Annotated in this window: 16 protein-coding genes; 4 read left to right on the forward strand and 12 right to left on the reverse strand. The window is 63.0% G+C overall.

The genetic code is table 11. The annotated features are described in order from the left end of the window. Window positions 1-50: 50 nt before the first annotated feature. Window positions 51-827, forward strand: a complete 777-nt coding sequence (locus AC1965_RS07045) for an enoyl-CoA hydratase-related protein (protein WP_483886573.1) — start codon at window positions 51-53, stop codon at window positions 825-827. A gap of 15 nt (window positions 828-842) precedes the next feature. On the opposite strand, the gene AC1965_RS07050 is transcribed toward AC1965_RS07045, so the two are convergent. The 3 genes from AC1965_RS07050 to gltX form a co-directional block, all read right to left on the reverse strand. Then, window positions 843-1142, reverse strand: coding sequence for a hypothetical protein (locus AC1965_RS07050; protein WP_483886574.1), 300 nt, complete (start codon window positions 1140-1142; stop codon window positions 843-845). Window positions 1143-1618: 476 nt separating this feature from the next. Then, the gene (locus tag AC1965_RS07055; RefSeq protein WP_483886575.1) at window positions 1619-2914 is read right to left on the reverse strand and encodes a citrate synthase; all 1296 of its coding nucleotides are present in this window, start codon (window positions 2912-2914) and stop codon (window positions 1619-1621) included. 117 nt (window positions 2915-3031) lie between these two features. Further along, window positions 3032-4432: a glutamate--tRNA ligase gene (gene gltX, locus AC1965_RS07060; RefSeq protein ID WP_483886576.1), complete on the reverse strand. Its 1401-nt coding sequence runs from the start codon at window positions 4430-4432 to the stop codon at window positions 3032-3034. 113 nt (window positions 4433-4545) lie between these two features. On the opposite strand from gltX, the gene AC1965_RS07065 reads away from it, so the two are divergent. After that, window positions 4546-6603, forward strand: coding sequence for a ComEC/Rec2 family competence protein (locus AC1965_RS07065; RefSeq protein ID WP_483886577.1), 2058 nt, complete (start codon window positions 4546-4548; stop codon window positions 6601-6603). On the opposite strand, the gene lexA is transcribed toward AC1965_RS07065, so the two are convergent. The 7 genes from lexA to AC1965_RS07100 all read right to left on the reverse strand — a co-directional run bounded on the left by lexA (window position 6597) and on the right by AC1965_RS07100 (window position 12077). Further along, on the reverse strand, window positions 6597-7298 hold the full coding sequence (gene lexA, locus AC1965_RS07070; RefSeq protein WP_483886578.1) for a transcriptional repressor LexA: 702 nt from the start codon (window positions 7296-7298) through the stop codon (window positions 6597-6599). The genes AC1965_RS07065 and lexA overlap by 7 nt on opposite strands. Window positions 7299-7364: 66 nt before the next feature. Continuing rightward, window positions 7365-8537 carry a molybdopterin molybdotransferase MoeA gene (locus tag AC1965_RS07075; RefSeq protein ID WP_483886579.1) on the reverse strand — a complete coding sequence of 391 codons (1173 nt, stop codon included), beginning with the start codon at window positions 8535-8537 and terminating at the stop codon, window positions 7365-7367. Then, a complete protein-coding gene (gene moaC / locus AC1965_RS07080) occupies window positions 8534-9007 on the reverse strand; it encodes a cyclic pyranopterin monophosphate synthase MoaC (protein WP_483886580.1) in 474 nt (157 codons plus the stop codon). The genes AC1965_RS07075 and moaC overlap by 4 nt, the downstream gene beginning before the upstream one ends. Then, window positions 9007-9819, reverse strand: a complete 813-nt coding sequence (gene trpC / locus AC1965_RS07085; protein ID WP_483886581.1) for an indole-3-glycerol phosphate synthase TrpC — start codon at window positions 9817-9819, stop codon at window positions 9007-9009. The genes moaC and trpC overlap by 1 nt, the downstream gene beginning before the upstream one ends. Window positions 9820-9826: 7 nt before the next feature. Then, on the reverse strand, window positions 9827-10486 hold the full coding sequence (locus AC1965_RS07090) for a uracil-DNA glycosylase (protein ID WP_483886582.1): 660 nt from the start codon (window positions 10484-10486) through the stop codon (window positions 9827-9829). Continuing rightward, complete coding sequence (gene trpD / locus AC1965_RS07095; RefSeq protein WP_483886583.1) at window positions 10483-11499, reverse strand: anthranilate phosphoribosyltransferase; 1017 nt, start codon at window positions 11497-11499, stop codon at window positions 10483-10485. Before trpD ends, AC1965_RS07090 begins: the two co-directional genes overlap by 4 nt. Then, entirely contained in the window at window positions 11496-12077 is a 582-nt protein-coding gene (locus AC1965_RS07100; RefSeq protein ID WP_483886584.1) for an anthranilate synthase component II, read from the reverse strand. The genes trpD and AC1965_RS07100 overlap by 4 nt, the downstream gene beginning before the upstream one ends. Before the next feature lie 165 nt (window positions 12078-12242). On the opposite strand from AC1965_RS07100, the gene AC1965_RS07105 reads away from it, so the two are divergent. Further along, entirely contained in the window at window positions 12243-13805 is a 1563-nt protein-coding gene (locus AC1965_RS07105; protein ID WP_483886585.1) for a divergent polysaccharide deacetylase family protein, read from the forward strand. Between the two features lie 245 nt (window positions 13806-14050). Then, on the forward strand, window positions 14051-14647 hold the full coding sequence (locus AC1965_RS07110; protein WP_483886586.1) for a glutathione S-transferase family protein: 597 nt from the start codon (window positions 14051-14053) through the stop codon (window positions 14645-14647). Between the two features lie 45 nt (window positions 14648-14692). On the opposite strand, the gene AC1965_RS07115 is transcribed toward AC1965_RS07110, so the two are convergent. Continuing rightward, window positions 14693-15733: a succinylglutamate desuccinylase/aspartoacylase family protein gene (locus tag AC1965_RS07115; protein ID WP_483886587.1), complete on the reverse strand. Its 1041-nt coding sequence runs from the start codon at window positions 15731-15733 to the stop codon at window positions 14693-14695. Window position 15734: 1 nt separating this feature from the next. Beyond that, window positions 15735-17246 (reverse strand): anthranilate synthase component I, encoded by a 1512-nt coding sequence (trpE, locus tag AC1965_RS07120; protein ID WP_483886588.1) that lies wholly within the window; start codon window positions 17244-17246, stop codon window positions 15735-15737. Between the last annotated feature and the right edge of the window lie 2 nt (window positions 17247-17248).

The raw sequence follows: 17248 nt of genomic DNA on the forward strand, positions 1-17248 counted from the left end.
TGATATGAAGTGGCAAGCCCAATCCCAAGCCACAGGCCAAGGAACCCGAGATGGATTATAGTACTCTCACCTATGCGCTGAGCGACGGCATCGCATTGATCACCCTTAACCGGCCAGACAAGATGAACGCGCTCACCACCCAGATGCGCGCCGAAATCACCCACGCGGTCAAGCGGGGCGGCAAGGAGGCGCGCGTGGTGGTGCTGACGGGCGCTGGCCGGGCATTTTGTTCGGGTCAGGATTTGGGCGACCGTGCCACGGCGGCCTCGGTCGATCTGGAACGCACCCTGCGGGACGAATACGCGCCAATGCTGCGCGCCATTGTGGAATGTCCGGTGCCGACGATTGCGGCAGTGAATGGCGCTGCGGCCGGGGCGGGGGCCAATCTGGCCCTGGCAGCGGATGTGGTTTTTGCCACTGAATCTGCTTACTTCATGCAGGCGTTTACCCGGATCGGGTTGATCCCTGACGCGGGCGGCACCTATGCACTGCCACGTCAGATGGGCATGGCCAAGGCAATGGGTGCCGCGCTGTTCGCCGACAAGATCAGCGCCCGGCAGGCCGATGACTGGGGCATGATCTGGCAAGCGGTGCCGGATGCCGATTTCGATGCGCATTGGCGGGCCAAGGTGGCACAGCTTGCGGCAGGCCCGACGGCGGCCTACGCGGCGGCCAAGACCGCACTGCGGGCAAGCTGGGACAATGGGTTTGAGGATCAGCTGACGCTGGAGGCCCAGGAACAGGGCAAATGCGGCAAGTCGCGCGATTTCAAGGAAGGCGTCATGGCCTTTACAGAAAAACGCAGCCCAAAGTTCGAGGGCCGCTAATCGGTCTGGAGTGTTTCAGGTCGACCGTTCGATCAATAACACGTCATCGACCGACGGCGCAGGGCCCGTGGCCCGCGCCACAACCGCCACAGCCACGCCATCAGCCAGCACAGTATGGACGGTGCCGGACACTTTGGTGATGGTGATTTCGGGCGGCCTCTGTCCCTTGTCATAGACAACGGCAATTTGATCGCGGTCATGCAGAGTATCGGGGATCAACGCGCCGTGTGGTCCCTCGTCAGAGGGGTCGGAGCGCGGCATCAGGGACGCTGCGCAGTCAAGTCGTCGGCCCTTGCCGGATCGAAAGGTGTTCATCGTTTACTCCTTCCGGTGTTATGCGGACTTGGCAGTACACCCATTGAGTGTGCCACAAGTGGCATCAAAATCAAAGTGGTCATGGCGCGGCCAGACACTCGGCTAACCATCGGAACGACACCTGCGAAATCCATTTTACCACTCCAGACCTTTGATACAGGCAAACTATCTGCGAAGTGTTCAACCGGTCAAGCAGGTGCGTGTCATTGTGCGGTGGGGCGAAACAATGCCATAATTCTGCCATGTTTCCAGAGGGTATGTTTCGATACCGTCACAGACCGCTGCAACAGTCCTGTCCAGAAACGATGATTTTGCAATGATCGCATACGGTAACGGCGCAGGCGATTCGCGGTTCTGACCTTTGCCGTGCCAGTTGCAGGTGCCGCCGCAGGCGCTGATTGTTGCCCTTACGTCAACAGCGGCGACGTCGGGGGTAATAGCAAAACGCCCCGGCAGGACCGGGGCGTTGTAGGTTGTTAGCGGTTTTCGATGTCGGTGTAATCGCGCTGGGTTTCGCCCAAGTACAACTGGCGCGGACGGCCAATTTTGTTCTGTGGGTCGGCGATCATTTCCTTCCACTGCGAAATCCAGCCGACGGTGCGCGACAGTGCAAAGATCGGGGTGAACATCGACGTCGGGAAACCCATCGCTTCGAGGATGATGCCCGAATAGAAATCTACGTTCGGGAACAGTTTCTTTTCCGCGAAATACGGATCTTCGAGCGCCTGTTTTTCCAACTCTTTGGCAACCTGAAGGATCGGGTTGTTCTCGACACCCAAAAGCTCAAGCACCTCATCGGCGCTTTCCTTCATCACGGTCGCGCGCGGATCGTGGTTTTTGTACACGCGGTGGCCAAAGCCCATCAGGCGGAACGGATCGCTCTTGTCCTTGGCGCGGGCAATGAATTCGGGGATGCGGTCGGGCGTGCCAATTTCCTTGAGCATCTCGAGGCAGGCCTGGTTGGCGCCGCCATGGGCAGGGCCCCAGAGGCAGGCAATACCCGCCGCGATACAGGCAAACGGGTTGGCCCCCGAAGAGGACGCCAGACGCACTGTCGAGGTCGACGCGTTCTGTTCGTGATCGGCGTGCAGCGTGAAAATCCGGTCCATCGCGCGGCTGAGGATCGGGTTGACCTCGTATTCCTCGGCAGGCACGGCGAAACACATGCGCAGAAAGTTCGACGCATAATCCAGATCGTTGCGCGGGTACACAAACGGCTGGCCGACCGTGTACTTATACGCCATCGCGGCAATTGTCGGCATCTTGGCGATCAGGCGGATCGACGCGACCTCGCGCTGGTGCTCGTCAGCGATATCGGTGCTGTCGTGGTAGAATGCGCTCATCGCGCCAACGACACCGACCATCACGGCCATCGGGTGCGCATCCCGGCGGAAACCACGGAAGAAGTACATCATCTGCTCGTGCAGCATGGTGTGGTTGGTCACGAGCGCTTCGAAATCTTCCAGCTCTTTGGGGGAGGGCAGCTCGCCGTACAGCAGCAGGAAGCAGACTTCGAGGTAATGGGATTTACCTGCCAATTGTTCAATCGGGTAGCCCCGGTGCAGCAGCACGCCCTTGTCACCATCAATAAAGGTGATGGTGCTGTCGCATGCGGCAGTCGACGTGAACCCGGGATCATAGGTAAAGACATTGGCCTGCGCATAGAGCTTTCGAATGTCCACCACATCCGGGCCGGCGGACGGCGTATAGATCGGCAGTTCGTAGTCGGTGCCGTCAATTGTCAGTGTCGCGGATTTATCGCTTTTGGTCATGGAATCCCTTCCCGAATGTTGGCTGCGGGGCGCGCCCGCCGTCTGGGCTTTGCCCCGAAACGGGGGGCAGTCCCTGTCTGTTATATCCGGCCACGTTGAGAAGTGGTTAACCAAATCTCAGAGTGCAGCCTCCGTCAGGCGGGCAAGGGTTTCATCGCGCCCCAGCACCAGCATCATGTCAAAAACCGATGGGGTGACTGCCCGGCCAGCAAGAGCCGCGCGCAGGGGCCCCGCCAGCTTGCCGAATTTGGTGTCATGAGCGGCGGCAAAGCCGTTCAGCACCTCCTCCAGCGTTTCTTTGTTCCAGCTAGCATTTTGCAACTGCGGCGTCAATTCCGACAGTATGCCACGGGATACCGAATCAAGATTCTTGGCTGCTTTCTCGTCTGGGGTGATCGGGCGGCTGGCCAGAACAAACTCTGCTTTTTCAAGGAGTTCTGGGAATGTTTTGGCCCGTTCCTTGAGGCAGTACATGCCTTGCTCCAACAGGTCCGCTTGCGCTTCCGTCAGGGCAGGCTGTCCTGCGGCGGCAAGGTAGGTCTGGATCTCATGCCGCAGCGCGGCATCATCGGCCGCAGCGATATGCTGCCCGCAGATATTTTCCAGCTTTTTCAGGTCGAATTGCGCCGGGCTGCGCCGAATACCGTCCAGATCAAACCATGCCTGGGCCTGGGCGTCGGTAAAGAATTCATCGTCGCCATGGCTCCAGCCCAGACGCGCCAGATAGTTGCGCATACCTGCCGCAGGATAGCCCATGGCCTGATATTCCTGCGCCCCCAGCGCGCCGTGGCGTTTGCTTAGTTTCTTGCCGTCCGACCCGTGAATCAGCGGGATATGCGCCCAGACCGGGACGTTCCAGCCCATCGCGTCATAGATCATCATCTGGCGTGCGGCGTTGTTGAGGTGATCATCGCCCCGCACCACATGTGTCACGCCCATGTCATGATCATCCACCACCACAGCCAGCATATAGACAGGGGTGCCATCGGAACGTAACAGCACCATGTCATCCAGTTGATCGTTGCGGATCGTGACATCGCCCTGCACCTGATCGCGGATCACGGTGCTGCCCTCTAGCGGTGCTTTGATGCGGACCACAAACGGCGCGTCGGGATGTGTGTCTTCTGGCGCGTCGCGCCAGGGCGAGCGGTAGAGCGTGCTGCGCCCCTCGGCCTTTGCGGTGTCGCGAAAAGCGGTGATCTCGTCCTGAGTGGCGAAACATTTGTAGGCTTTGCCCGCGGCCAGCAGCTCATAGGCCACGGCGGCGTGGCGGGGGGCGTTTTCGAATTGGCTGACGATCTCGCCGTCGTGGTCAAGACCCAGCCAAGCCATGCCCTGTAGGATCGCGGCGGTCGCCTCGGGCGTAGATCGCGCGCGGTCGGTGTCTTCGATCCGCAGCAGGAACTTGCCGCCGCGGCCCCGCGCATAAAGCCAGTTGAACAGCGCGGTGCGCGCGCCGCCGATGTGCAGGAACCCGGTGGGCGAAGGGGCAAATCGGGTGACGACGGGGGCGTTCATGGCAGGGCCTTTCGGTCAGAGATACGGACGGGGCCGGGGCGCGTTTACCTTTTGCTAACCATCGGCTCATTAAGCTGTCGCCTATCTACCCAGTGCGATCCGCGGGGGCAAGCATGGGCCTGGCACAGCAACTGCGCGACATGATGTCAAACCAGCGAGGGCACCTGATGGGCTGGGTGCCTGTCTGTCTTGCGACGGGGATTGGCAGCTATTTCAGCATCGGGTTTGAACCCGTGTTGACGCTGCTGATCGCAGTGGCGGGCGGGGCTGTTGCCCTGACCCTGTTGGCGTGGCGACTGCCTGAAAATATTGCACCTATGATCATCGCGCTGGCCCTTGTGGCGACCGGGTTTTTACTGGCGGGGATGCGGGCGCACAGCGTGGCCGAACCGGTGCTGGGCTGGCGGTATTATGGTCCGGTCGAGGGGCGGGTGGTGGCGATCGACCGCAGCCAGTCCGACGCGCTGCGGCTGACGCTGGATCAGGTGCGGCTGGCGCGCGTACCGCCTGCGCGCACCCCTCATCAGGTGCGGATTTCACTCCACGGCGCCGCTGAAGGCAGTATCGCGGCAACGCCGGGACTGCGGGTGATGACGACCGCCCATCTGTCGCCTCCCAGCGGTCCAGTCGAACCGGGGGGCTTTGATTTTCAACGCCATGCGTGGTTTGCCCGGTTAGGCGCGGTCGGCTATACCCGCGTGCCGCTGTTAGGCGTGTCCCCGGCGCACGAGGGACACGCAGGGCTGGCGATGTTCCGGCTGCGCATGGCGGCCTCGGCGCGGATACGGGCGCAGCTGCCCGGCGATGTCGGCGGGTTCGCCGCCGCAATCACCACCGGCGACCGCAGCGCCATATCCCAAAAGGCCTTGATGGATTTGCGGGCCAGCAATCTTGCGCATCTGCTGGCCATTTCGGGCCTGCATATGGGGCTGCTCAGCGCGGTGGTCTTTGGTGCGGTCCGGGTGCTGTTGGCGCTGCACCCGTTCACCGCCCTGCGCTGGCCCTGTCGGGGTATCGCCGCGGTGGCGGCGCTGATCGCGGCGACAGGGTATCTGGGCCTGTCGGGTGGCAATGTGGCGACGGAACGGGCCTATATCATGGTGGCGGTGGCACTGGGTGCGCTGATCATCGGGCGGCGGGCCTTGTCGCTGCGCGCAGTCGCGGTGGCGGCGACGCTGGTGCTTGTGCTGCGGCCAGAGGCGCTGATGGGGCCAGGATTTCAGATGTCGTTTGCCGCCACCACGGCGCTGGTGGCCGTCTTTGGCGTGCTGCGCGATATCAAAAGCGATGCTGTCCCCCGCGCCCTGCGCCCGGCGCTGGCCGTTGTGCTTTCCTCTGCCGTGGCGGGGTTTGCCACAGCGCCCATCGCCGCGGCGCATTTCAACACGATTGCGCATTTCGGTCTGGTGGCAAACCTGCTGTCGGTGCCGCTGATGGGGGTCTTGGTGATCCCGGCGGCCGTGCTGGCCCTGGTGCTGTCGGTACTGGGGCTGGATGGGGTGGGTCTTTGGGCAATGGGGCTGGGGCTGCAATGGATACTTGGTGTCGCAGATCAGGTGGCGGCGCTGCCCGGCGCCCGCGGCCATGTGCCGGGGCCGGGGGCCTGGGTTCTGCCGCTGCTGACGTTGGGTTTTTTGGTGCTGATCCTGTGGCAAGGACGGTTGCGCTGGGTTGGGGTGCCGATGATGGTCGCATCATTCGGCCTGTGGCACGGGGCCGAGCGTCCGACGGTACTGATTGCCGATACCGGCACGCTTGTCGGGGTTATGACGCCCCAAGGCCGTGCGTTGAGCAAAGCCAAGGGCGCCGGTTTCGTGGCCCGCAATTGGCTGGAGAACGACGGCGATGGCGCGGCGCAGGATCAAGCTGCAGCGCGCTGGCTGAACGACGCGGGCGCAGTGATCCACTTGTCAGGCAAACGCGCGGTGGCGGCATTTATCGAAGGCGGGCAGGGGTGCGCGGCAGGGCAGATCATCGTGGCATCGGTCGAGGTGCCAAAGGACACATCGGCCGACTGCGTGATATACGATGCGCTGCGTCTGCGCGGTACAGGTTCGATTGCGCTGTCACCAAAAGTTGGCGGCACAGGGTGGCACATCGTCACCGCCCGCGAAAAGGCAGGCGCGCGGCTGTGGAACAGCCCGCCGCGCCGCCATAGGGGTGATCAATAAGTGCGGATCAACCCGACAAGACGCCCCTGAACCTTGACTTGATCGGCACGGAAGACGCGGGTTTCATAAGCGGGATTAGCCGCCTCAAGCGCGATGGAGCTGCCTTGGCGCTTAAACCGCTTCAGCGTTGCCTCGTGGTCTTCGACCAAGGCGACGACGATATCGCCGTTATCCGCCACGGATGTTTCACGAATTACCACCACATCGCCATCGTTGATCCCGGCCTCGATCATCGAATCGCCTTTGACCTCAAGGGCATAGTGTTCCCCTTTGCCCGAAATCATCCCCCCCGGCACCGTGACAGAATGGGACGCCTGAGAAATGGCTTCGATCGGGACACCGGCGGCGATGCGCCCCATCACGGGCACCTCGTATGACTGGCCCGCCTGAACGGTGATGGCGTGGGGTGGTGGCGGTGTGTCGGGCCGGTCGCCATCAATGACCCGTGGGCTAAAGCCGGGGTTGGGCGCGCCGCCCAGGCTTTCGGGCAATTTCACGATTTCGATGGCGCGGGCGCGATGCGCCAGACGGCGGATAAAGCCGCGTTCCTCAAGCGCCGTGATCAGCCGGTGAATGCCAGATTTGGACCGCAGATCAAGCGCGAGTTTCATCTCATCAAAGCTGGGCGGTACCCCGTCGCGCTGCACCCGCTTGTGGATAAACGCCAAAAGATCGAGTTGTTTTTTGGTCAGCATTCGGGGGCCCCCTGGAACATTTATGTCGCTTTGTTCTAGGGATGTTCTTGTTTTGTGTCAACACAATCAGAGAGCGATATAATCCTGTGTCTCACCTTTGCCGCGAGGCCCGTCGCCCGGCGGGCGCAGCAGCAACACGTCTGCCCCGGCCAAGACAGACAGCAGCGACGAATCCTGTCGGTCTTCGGGCCAAAGCTGCCCGTCGCGCAACTGGGCGCGCATGTAATGAGCGCGGGGGCCGTTAGCTGCAACGTCTCGGCCAAGCGGGGCGCTGTGGCGCGCGGCATGGGCCGTGCCCAACCCCAGCATCTTGCGCAGCATCGGCACCACAAAGACCACGCCGCAGACCATCGCCGACACTGGATTGCCCGGCAGGCCGATCATCGCCGCGTCGCGCAGCCGCCCGGCCATCAGGGGTTTTCCGGGACGCATGGCGACCTTGTAGAAGGCCGGTTCCATGCCCAGTTCTGCCGCGACCGGCGCCACCAGATCGTGATCCCCGACAGAGGCGCCGCCGATGGTGATAATCAGGTCAGATCCGCGTGCGAGATCAAATGCTTGGGTCAGCGAAGCGGTGGTGTCGCGCGCGATGGGCAGCAGACGCACCTCGGCCCCGGCCTGCTCCAGCATCGCGGCGAGGCCATAGCTGTTGGAGGCGATGATCTGGTCCGGGCCGGGGGTTTCGCCCGGTTGCACCAATTCGTCGCCAGTGGCGAGGATCGCAACCTTGGGTTTACGGGTGACGGGCACGGCAGCCACGTTCATCGCGGCCAGAAGGGCGATGTCGGCGGGGCGCAAAAGACGCGGGGTAGACATTGCATCGCCGACCTTAAAATCGCCACCTGCGGGCCGAATATTGTCTTTGTTACCAATGCGGTGGCCAAGGGTGATCAGATCGCCGCGGCGGGTAACGTCCTCTTGGATCACCACGAAATCGGCGCCGTCTGGCACCGGCGCGCCGGTAAAGATGCGAACGGCTTGCCCGGCACGCAGCGTGCCTGCATAGCGGTGGCCGGCTGCTGATTCACCCACCACCTTGAACATCGCATCTGGTTCGACCTCGGCCCGGCGCAGGGCGTAGCCATCCATCGACGACGCGGCAAAGGGCGGCTGTGTGCGGGTGGCGGTGACGGTCTGCGCCAGGACCCGGCCTACCGCCGCGCGCAAAGGCACCTCTTGGACCGGCAGCACAGTGACCAGATCAAACAATGCATCGAGGGCGGCTTCTACGGTGATCATGGCGCCTCGTAACGGCCTGATTTTCCGCCATCTTTCAGGACAACACGCAGCCCGCCGACTTCCATCCCCTTGTCCACCGCCTTGGCCATGTCATAGACGGTGAGTGCGGTGACGGACGCTGCGGTCAGTGCCTCCATCTCGACGCCCGTCTGGCCCGTGGTTTTGACCGTGGCCGTGATGCGAAGTCCCGGCAGGTCACTGTCGGGCGCCAATTCCACCGCAACCTTGGTGATCGGCAGCGGGTGGCACAGTGGGATCAGTTCGGAAGTACGTTTGGCCGCCATGATCCCAGCCAACCGCGCCACGCCTAAAACGTCACCCTTTTTGGCGCGGCCTTGGGTAATGATATCAAGGGTTTCTGGTAGCATCTTGATGTGACACTCGGCCACGGCCACGCGCGCGGTTACGGCTTTGTCCGAGACGTCGACCATGTGGGCGTCGCCCTTGGCATCAAAATGCGTCAGCGCCATCACATACCTCCGGGGATTAGCGGGTTGGCCAGCAGATCACGGGTGGCCTGTTCGACATCCGCCTGCCGCATCAGGCTTTCTCCGATGAGGAACGAACGTGCGCCATAGATGGCCATATCGGCAAGGTCGGCCGGGGTCGACAGACCAGACTCGCACACCATCAGGCGGTCAGGTGGCACCGCCTGTGACAGCTCACGCGTTACATCAAGAGATGTCTCGAACGTATTGAGATTGCGGTTGTTTATGCCGATCATGCGGCTGGATAGCTTGGCCGCACGTTCCAGTTCGGCGGCGTTATGGACTTCGACCAGAACATCCATCTCCCAGTCATGCGCGGCGCCTTCCAGTTCGGCGGCCTGCGCGTCGGAAACCGAGGCCATGATGATCAGGATGCAATCCGCCCCCATGCTTCGTGCCTCGGCCACTTGGTAGGTGTCGTACATGAAATCCTTGCGCAGCACCGGCAGATCGCAGGCCGCGCGGGCCTCGATCAGAAAATCCTTGGCACCCTGAAAGCTGGGCGTGTCCGTCAGCACCGAAAGACAGGTGGCACCGCCAGCGGCATAGGCGCGTGCCAGCGCCGCAGGGTCAAAGTCGGCGCGGATCAAGCCCTTGGACGGGCTGGCTTTCTTAATCTCGGCGATCAGGCCGTACCCCTCTCGCGCGGCTTCGTGCAGGCGATCGGCGAAATGACGCACCGGGGATGCCGCGCGGGCTGCGGCTTCGACCTCGGCCAGGGGCATCGCGGCCTTGTCGGCGGCAATTTCTTCCAGCTTGTAGGCTTTGATCTTGTCCAGAATTGTGGCGGTCATGGCATCCTCAGGGGTTGGTCCAGTTTATCGCGGGTTTGCCCTGTTCGTACAGCCAGCCGTTGACCTTTGAAAAGGGCCGCGCGCCAAAGAATCCGCGATGCGCCGACAAGGGTGATGGGTGTACGGTTTCAATCTTGAGATTTCGGTCTGCATCAACCCCGGCGGCGACCTTTTGGGCCTGATCGCCCCATAGCAGATAGGCGCGCGGACGGTCTGACAGGCGGTCAAGAACCTGCGCGGTCAACACCTGCCAACCCAGCTTTTCATGGCCCTTTGCCTCGCCCGCGGGCACGGTCAGAACGGTGTTCAGCAGCAGAACCCCCTGATCGGCCCAAAACCTTAGATCGGCAGTGTCGGGCGCGGCGCCCAGATCGCTTTTCAATTCCTTAAAGATATTGGCGAGGGATTTGGGCAGGGGCCGCGTATCTTCGGATGCGGAAAAGGCATAGCCATGGGCGTAATCGGCTGTCGGATAGGGGTCCTGGCCCAGGATAACCACCTCGACCGCGTCGGGCTGGACGTGCTCCAGCGCTGCGAAGATCTGATTTGCGGGGGGGTACACCTCTCGCTTTTCTGCCGCAAGGGCAGCGGCGATGCCGGGCCACGTGGTGTTGAAGAACGGCAGGTCGGCCCAGGGGCCAAGGGCGGCGCGGTCGAATTTGATCATTTGGTCTGACTTATCCTTGCAACCTGTGCAATTTTATCGCGGGCGGCGCCGCTGTCGATACTGGTGCGGGCCATGTCGACCCCGGTTTTGAGATCAGGTGCGGCATCGGCCACCACCAGTGCCGCGGCGGCGTTCAGCAGCACAGCATCGCGGTAGCCCGATGGGACGCCGTCCAGCAAGGCTTTGAAATGGGCGGTGTTTTCTTCGGGGGAACCGCCCTCAATGGCGCTAAACGGATGCACGGGCAGGCCTGCGTCTTCGGGGTGCAATTCGCGCAGCGTGACGGTGTCATTCTCGAGCGCGGCAACCCAGCTGACGCCAGTGATCGTCAACTCGTCGGTGCCGTCAGAGCCGTGCACAAGCCAGGCCTTTTCCGACCCAAGCCGCTGTAGTGTTTCGGCCATCGGGTGTATGAGGTCGCGATGATACGCCCCGGTCAGTTGGCGCGTTACACCCGCAGGGTTGGTCAGGGGCCCGAGGATGTTGAAAATCGTGCGGGTGCCCAGCTCTGACCGGGTGGGCATGACGTGGGCCACCGCGGGGTGGTGCATCGGGGCCATCATAAACCCGATGCCGGCCTCGGCCAATTCGCGCTCGACCACGGCTGCGCCGACCATCACGTTAATGCCAAGCTGGGTCAGCGCGTCGGAAGCGCCTGATTTAGAGCTTAGATTCCTGTTGCCGTGTTTGGCCACGATCACGCCCGCGCCTGCGGTAACAAAGGCGGCGGCAGTTGAGATGTTGAGCGTGCCCTTACCATCGCCGCCGGTGCCAACGATGTCGATCGCGCCCTTGGGCGCGCGCACGGCGTGGCATTTGGCGCGCATCACCTGCGCGGCGGCGGCATATTCATCGACGGTTTCGCCGCGGGTCCGCAGGGCCATCAAAAAGCCGCCGATCTGGCTGGGCGTCGCTTCGCCGTCGAACAGGATTTCAAAGGCCTCAACGGCCTGTTCCGGGGTCAGCGGCCCATTGGCGGCGGCGTCGATCAGGGGTTTCAGCGCGTCGCTCATGCCGGGACTTTCATGTCGTTCAGGAAGTTTTGCAGCAGGGCGTGCCCGTGGTCAGACCGGATCGATTCAGGGTGAAACTGGACCCCGTGCAGCGGCAGTTCGCGGTGTTGCAGGCCCATTATCGTGCCATCCTCAAGGGCGGCGGTGACATGCAGGCAATCGGGCAAACTGGCGCGTTCGACCACCAGTGAATGATAGCGGGTCGCGGCAAAGGGTGTCGGCAGACCCGCGAAAACGCCAGTGCCGTCGTGGTGCATCTGGCCCAGTTTGCCGTGCACGATGTCGTCCGCGCGCACAACCTTGCCGCCAAAGGCCTGGCCCAGGGTCTGATGGCCCAGACAGACGCCCAGCAGCGGCAGTCGTGCGTCAGCGGCAGCGCGGGTCAATTCCAGGCAGATGCCCGCCTGATCGGGGTCACAGGGGCCGGGCGACAGCAAGATGCCCGCAGGGTTCATTGCCATCGCATCCGCCACGCTTAGCGCGTCATTGCGGTGCACCTGCACATCTGCGCCCAGGCTGCCCAGATAATGAACCAGATTGTAGGTAAAGCTGTCGTAGTTATCGATAAGCAGCAACACAGGCGGGCATTTCTTTGTATTAGGACTAGAGAAACCACGCGGGGACGCGGTATAGGTTGCGCATACATGTTCAGGCTTGAACCCTATCGTCAAGAGTGCGGGGCATGCCATGTGAGGGGAAATGCCGCGCCGATGGTGCGGTGGCAGACAGCAGGAGAATGGAACATGGCGCGCGGATTTCTGAGCGGTGTCCTATGGGGCGGAGTTGTTAGCATTGGTGTGGCCGGTGTGGTGTCAGTATTGGCACCGTTGCCGATGCCGCCAGAGGTAGGCGATGCTGCACCCGGCGCGGCCCAGGCACCCGACAGTGCGCCCCCGGTCGTAGGCGCCACCAAGGCCAGCCGCGACGCCGATACGGCCCCTGACAGCAGCCAGCCGGTACCGCAGGCCGCTGCCCCGGCGCCGGATGCGCTGCAATTGGATGCCGATGTGACGACCCCTGCGGGACAGCCCGAAACCGGTTCGGCGGATGGGCTGCAAACCCCTGCCGCAGCGGGCGATGTGTCCCAAACGGCACCAGAGGCGGAAGAGCCGGTTTTGCCGAACCCGCAGGCGCTGGCCCCGATGGCGCCGCAGCCGGTTGAGGAGCTGTCGATCAGTACCGAACCGGCGCAGCCGCCTGCGCCCGACGTGGCCGAAATCGAAGGCGCATTTGACAACCCTGAAATGCCGCAGGCACCCGAGGCGGAGCCTGAATTGGCGGGTGAACCGCAGAGTGAAATCGCGGTGGCGCCTGTGACGGAGGCACCGGCCGAGGCCGCGATTGAGCCTGCCGCCCCAGATGCCCCAGGCGCGCCACAGGTCGACGCGCCCGTGGTGGCAGAGGTGCCGAGCGAGGCCGAGGCCACACCGGAGGCTGTGCCACTGCCCGACGTGGCGGACCGCGATACCGACAGCACCCGTCCGGCCATTGGCACGCCTGCCGTGCGGCTGACGGATCGGTCATCTGGCGTGGCGGTGAACCGCCTGACAACTGGCAGCACAACTGTGGAAGTGGCCGAGGAAGCCGTGGTGGAAGAGACCCCCGCAGCGGAAGAAGACCCACGTCCGTTGGTCGAAAATAGCGTTACATTTGAGGGGGATAGCGATAAACCCCTGATGGCCGTGGTGCTGATTGACGATGGCACGTCGGTCACTGCTGGGGCGGCCGGGTTGGCGGCGCTGCGCAGTTTTCCCTATCCGCTGAGCTTTGCCGTGGATAGCGCCCTGCCGGATGCGGCGCAGCGTGTAGAGACATACCGCGCTGCCGGGTTTGAAGTCTTGGTGATGATCGACCTGCCCGAAGGCGCGCAGCCGAGTGATGCGGAAACCGCCTTTGGTGTGACATTGGATAAGATCGACGGTGTTGTGGGCGTCCTGGAAGGCACCAGGGGCGGCTTTCAGGGCTCGCGCGATGTGTCGGATCAGGTGACGGAAATCCTGGCGCGGTCAGGTCACGGGCTGGTGACGCAGGATAAGGGATTGAATACAATGCCGAAACTGGCGCGCAAGGCCGGGGTGCCTGCTGATCCGGTGTTCCGCGATTTTGACAGCAAGGACCAGTCCGCCACGGTGATCCGCCGTTTCCTGGATCAGGCGGCCTTTAAGGCGGGCCAAGAGGGTGCGGTGATTATGCTGGGCCGGTTGCGGCCTGATACGGTGTCGGCCCTGTTGTTGTGGGGGTTGCAGGACCGGGCCGGGCAGGTGGCGCTGGCGCCGGTTTCAACGGTGCTGCTGCGCGCGGAATGACGCCGCGCCGCGGACGCCTGTCGATTGCTATGCGAATCAAAGGTAAACGGCTGAAAAGACGCTGAAATCGCATGTCACACTTTGTGCACCGGGCGTACACTGGGCGTACACTGGCGCGGAAGGGTCGGCCGCAGTAACGGGGCGGGCGCCGAAACTACCAATTGTTAACGGCGCGCCGGCTCCTGCCAGAAACTGACAAGAGCGGCGGTTAGGACGACACCAGTCTTAACCAAAGGAGCTATTTCATGCCCACGCTTTACCACGCCCCCAATTCGCGTTCATCCGGCCTTGTTGCGCTGGTCGATGAACTGGGGGCGGATATCGACATTCAGCAGGTCACGGTTACACGGCAGGATGGGTCAGGTGGCCCGGACCCGATCAACCCTCATCCGGAAAAGAAAGTGCCCTATCTGGTCGATGGTGACGAACATATCCGGGAGCGGGGTGCGATCGTTGCCTATCTGACGGACAAATACCCGCAGGCCGGGCTGGGCCCGTTGCCGGGCACGGCAGGACGGGGGGCCTATCTGTCGTGGTTGTTCTACTATCAGGGGGTGATGGAGCCGGTGATCATTCTGCATTGGGCGCAGATATCGCACCCGGCGGTGCAGGCAAATCTGCGTGATTTCGACACGATGATTGCGCAATTGGCAGAGGCTTTGGCAGGTCAGCCGTATTTGCTGGGGCAGGACTATTCCGCCGCCGACCTGCTGTGCAGCAGCCCGTTTGTGTGGATGCCTGACCTGTTGCAGGATCATCCGGTGATCGCAGATTGGGTGGCGCGGTGCAGCGATCGTGCGTCGATCAGGCGTGTGGCGACACGTGACGGGATTGCTGCCTGAAACTGGGCTGGGGGGCGGCGGCGGCGCGCGGTGCGGCGCTGCCCCTTAGATGATTTCGTCTTCGTCGAACAGCGGGTCGGCAATCAGTTGTTCGACCATTTCGTCGACGGTATCGGCCACCGCCTTTGGCAGCAGTTTGGCAAGGTGAAACACTGCGTCGCCTTCATTGACGACGGGCAGGATCGCGCGCCCGATCAAAATGCCTGCGTTGGGGGCCACGACATTGGCCTCGCTTTTGCCAAAGGGGTCGGACACGGTGGCGAGCACATCGCCTTCGGCCACCATTTCGCCTTCGGCACGGAAGGTGCGCAGCAGCCCCCCCACTGGCGCGCGCAGCCAAGTGGACGAGGAACACACATGTGGCAAGCGCCGCGAGGGGGCGATGCCCTTGCGCGGCAGCATCTCGTGCGTGTGCATCACCCGCAGGATACCAGCCAGCCCGGCCCGCACGGCCATTTCATCAAAGCGCAGACCTTCGCCTGCCTCGTAGAGCAGGACGGGCGTGCCGTTGGCGCTGGCGACCGCGCGCAGGCTGCCGTCACGCAGGGGCGAGGTCAGCACCACGGGCGCGCCAAAGGCCATCGCCATGGCACGCGTCACCGGATCTGAGGGCGAGATGCGCACCTGCGGCAGGTTGGTGCGGTGGATCGCGGCGGAGTGCAGATCAATGCCGAAATCGCAGCGCAGCACGACTTCGTGCAAGAAGATATACGCGAGCCGCGCGCCCAGCGAGCCGGAGGGGTGGCCGGGAAAACAGCGGTTGAGATCGCGCCGGTCGGGCAGGTAGCGCGACCGATTGAGAAAGCCGAAGGAGTTGACCACCGGCACCACGATCAGCGTGCCGCGCAGGGAATTCAGTTGCGGCGCGCGCAGCAGGCGGCGCACGATTTCGACGCCGATAACCTCGTCGCCGTGGACAGCGGCAGAGACGAACATCGTGGGGCCGGGTTTGCGCCCGTGAAACACCTCGACCGAGAGATGCACCGGCGTGTGATCGGGCAGGATCGACACCGGCAGATCAATCTCGAGGCTGCTGCCGGGGGCCACGACGTGCCCCGCAATCTCAAAGGGGGCACGGTTTGGCATGTCAGTTGTTCCCTTTGCCGCCAAAGCGTGCGGCCTCGGCTGCGGCGCGGCGGATGGCACCGGATTTATGCACGGTTTCCATATATTCGGCCTCTGGGTCGCTGTCATAGACAACACCGCCGCCGGCCTGAATATACAGGGTTTCATCCTTGATCACCGCGGTGCGCAGGGCGATGCACATGTCCATGTCGCCGCCCGCACTAAAATAGCCGACACCCCCACCGTAGACGCCGCGCTTTTCGGGCTCAAGTTCGTCGATGATCTGCATGGCACGGACCTTGGGGGCACCTGAAACGGTGCCTGCGGGCATCCCGGCAAAGAAGGCATCAAGGGCGTCGCAGCCGTCTTTCAACTCGCCCACCACGTTGGACACGATGTGCATCACGTGGCTGTAGCGTTCGACGATGAATTCTTCCGTAGGGCGCACGGTGCCGATTTTGGCGACGCGGCCCACGTCGTTGCGGCCCAGATCAAGCAGCATCAGGTGTTCTGCCAGCTCTTTGGGATCGCTGAGCAGATCGGCCTCCAGTGCGCGGTCTTCTTCCGGCGTGGCGCCGCGTTTGCGGGTGCCTGCGATTGGTCGGATCGTGACCTCGTTACCGAACACCCGGACGAGGATTTCGGGGGAGGCACCGACCACGTGAAAGCCGCCGAAGTTGAAGTAGAACATGAAGGGGGACGGATTCGTCCGGCGCAACGAGCGGTAAAGCGCGAAGGGCGGCTGTGTGAAACCCTGCGCCCAGCGTTGGCTGGGAACAACCTGAAAGATATCGCCCGCAACGATGTAATCGCGCGCTTTTTCCACGGCGGCTTTGTAGCCATCGCGGGTGAAGTTGCAGGTCGGTTCGGCCGGTTCGACCGCGTCGCCCAGATCACGCGAGGTGCCGGGGGGGCTGCGTTCCAGATCGCGCACCGCGTCCATCACGCGTTCGGCGGCCTGAGCATAGGCCGCGCGCGCGCTTTGCCCGTCAGAGGCCCATGCCGGGGCGACGATGGTCACCTCGCCCTTGACCCCATCCAGCACGGCAACAATCGAGGGGCGCAGCATCACGGCATCCGGCAGGCCAAGCGGGTCGGGGTTCACGTGGGGCAGGTGTTCGACGAGCCGGATCATGTCATAGCCGAGATAGCCAAAGAGGCCAGCGGCAGCCTGAGGCAGGTCGTCGGGCAGGGTGATGCGCGATTCCGCGATGAGGCTGCGCAGGGTATCGAGCGGATTGCCCGGCATCGGGGCAAAGGCATCGGCATCGTAGCGGGCCGCGCGGTTGACCTCAGCCTGTTCGCCCCGGCAGCGCCAGATCAGATCGGGTTTCATTCCGATGATGGAGTAGCGCCCGCGCACCTCGCCGCCGGTGACCGATTCCAGCACAAAGCCGTTTTCGGCGGCCCCGGTCAGTTTCAGCATCAAGGACACCGGCGTGTCGAGATCGGCGGCGAGGCGGGTATAGACGACCTGATTTTCCCCCGCCGCGTGGGCGCGGGCGAATGTGTCAAAGTCCGGGGTCAGGGCCATCA

It is taken from the genome of Sulfitobacter sp. KMM 9851 (assembly GCF_057178245.1).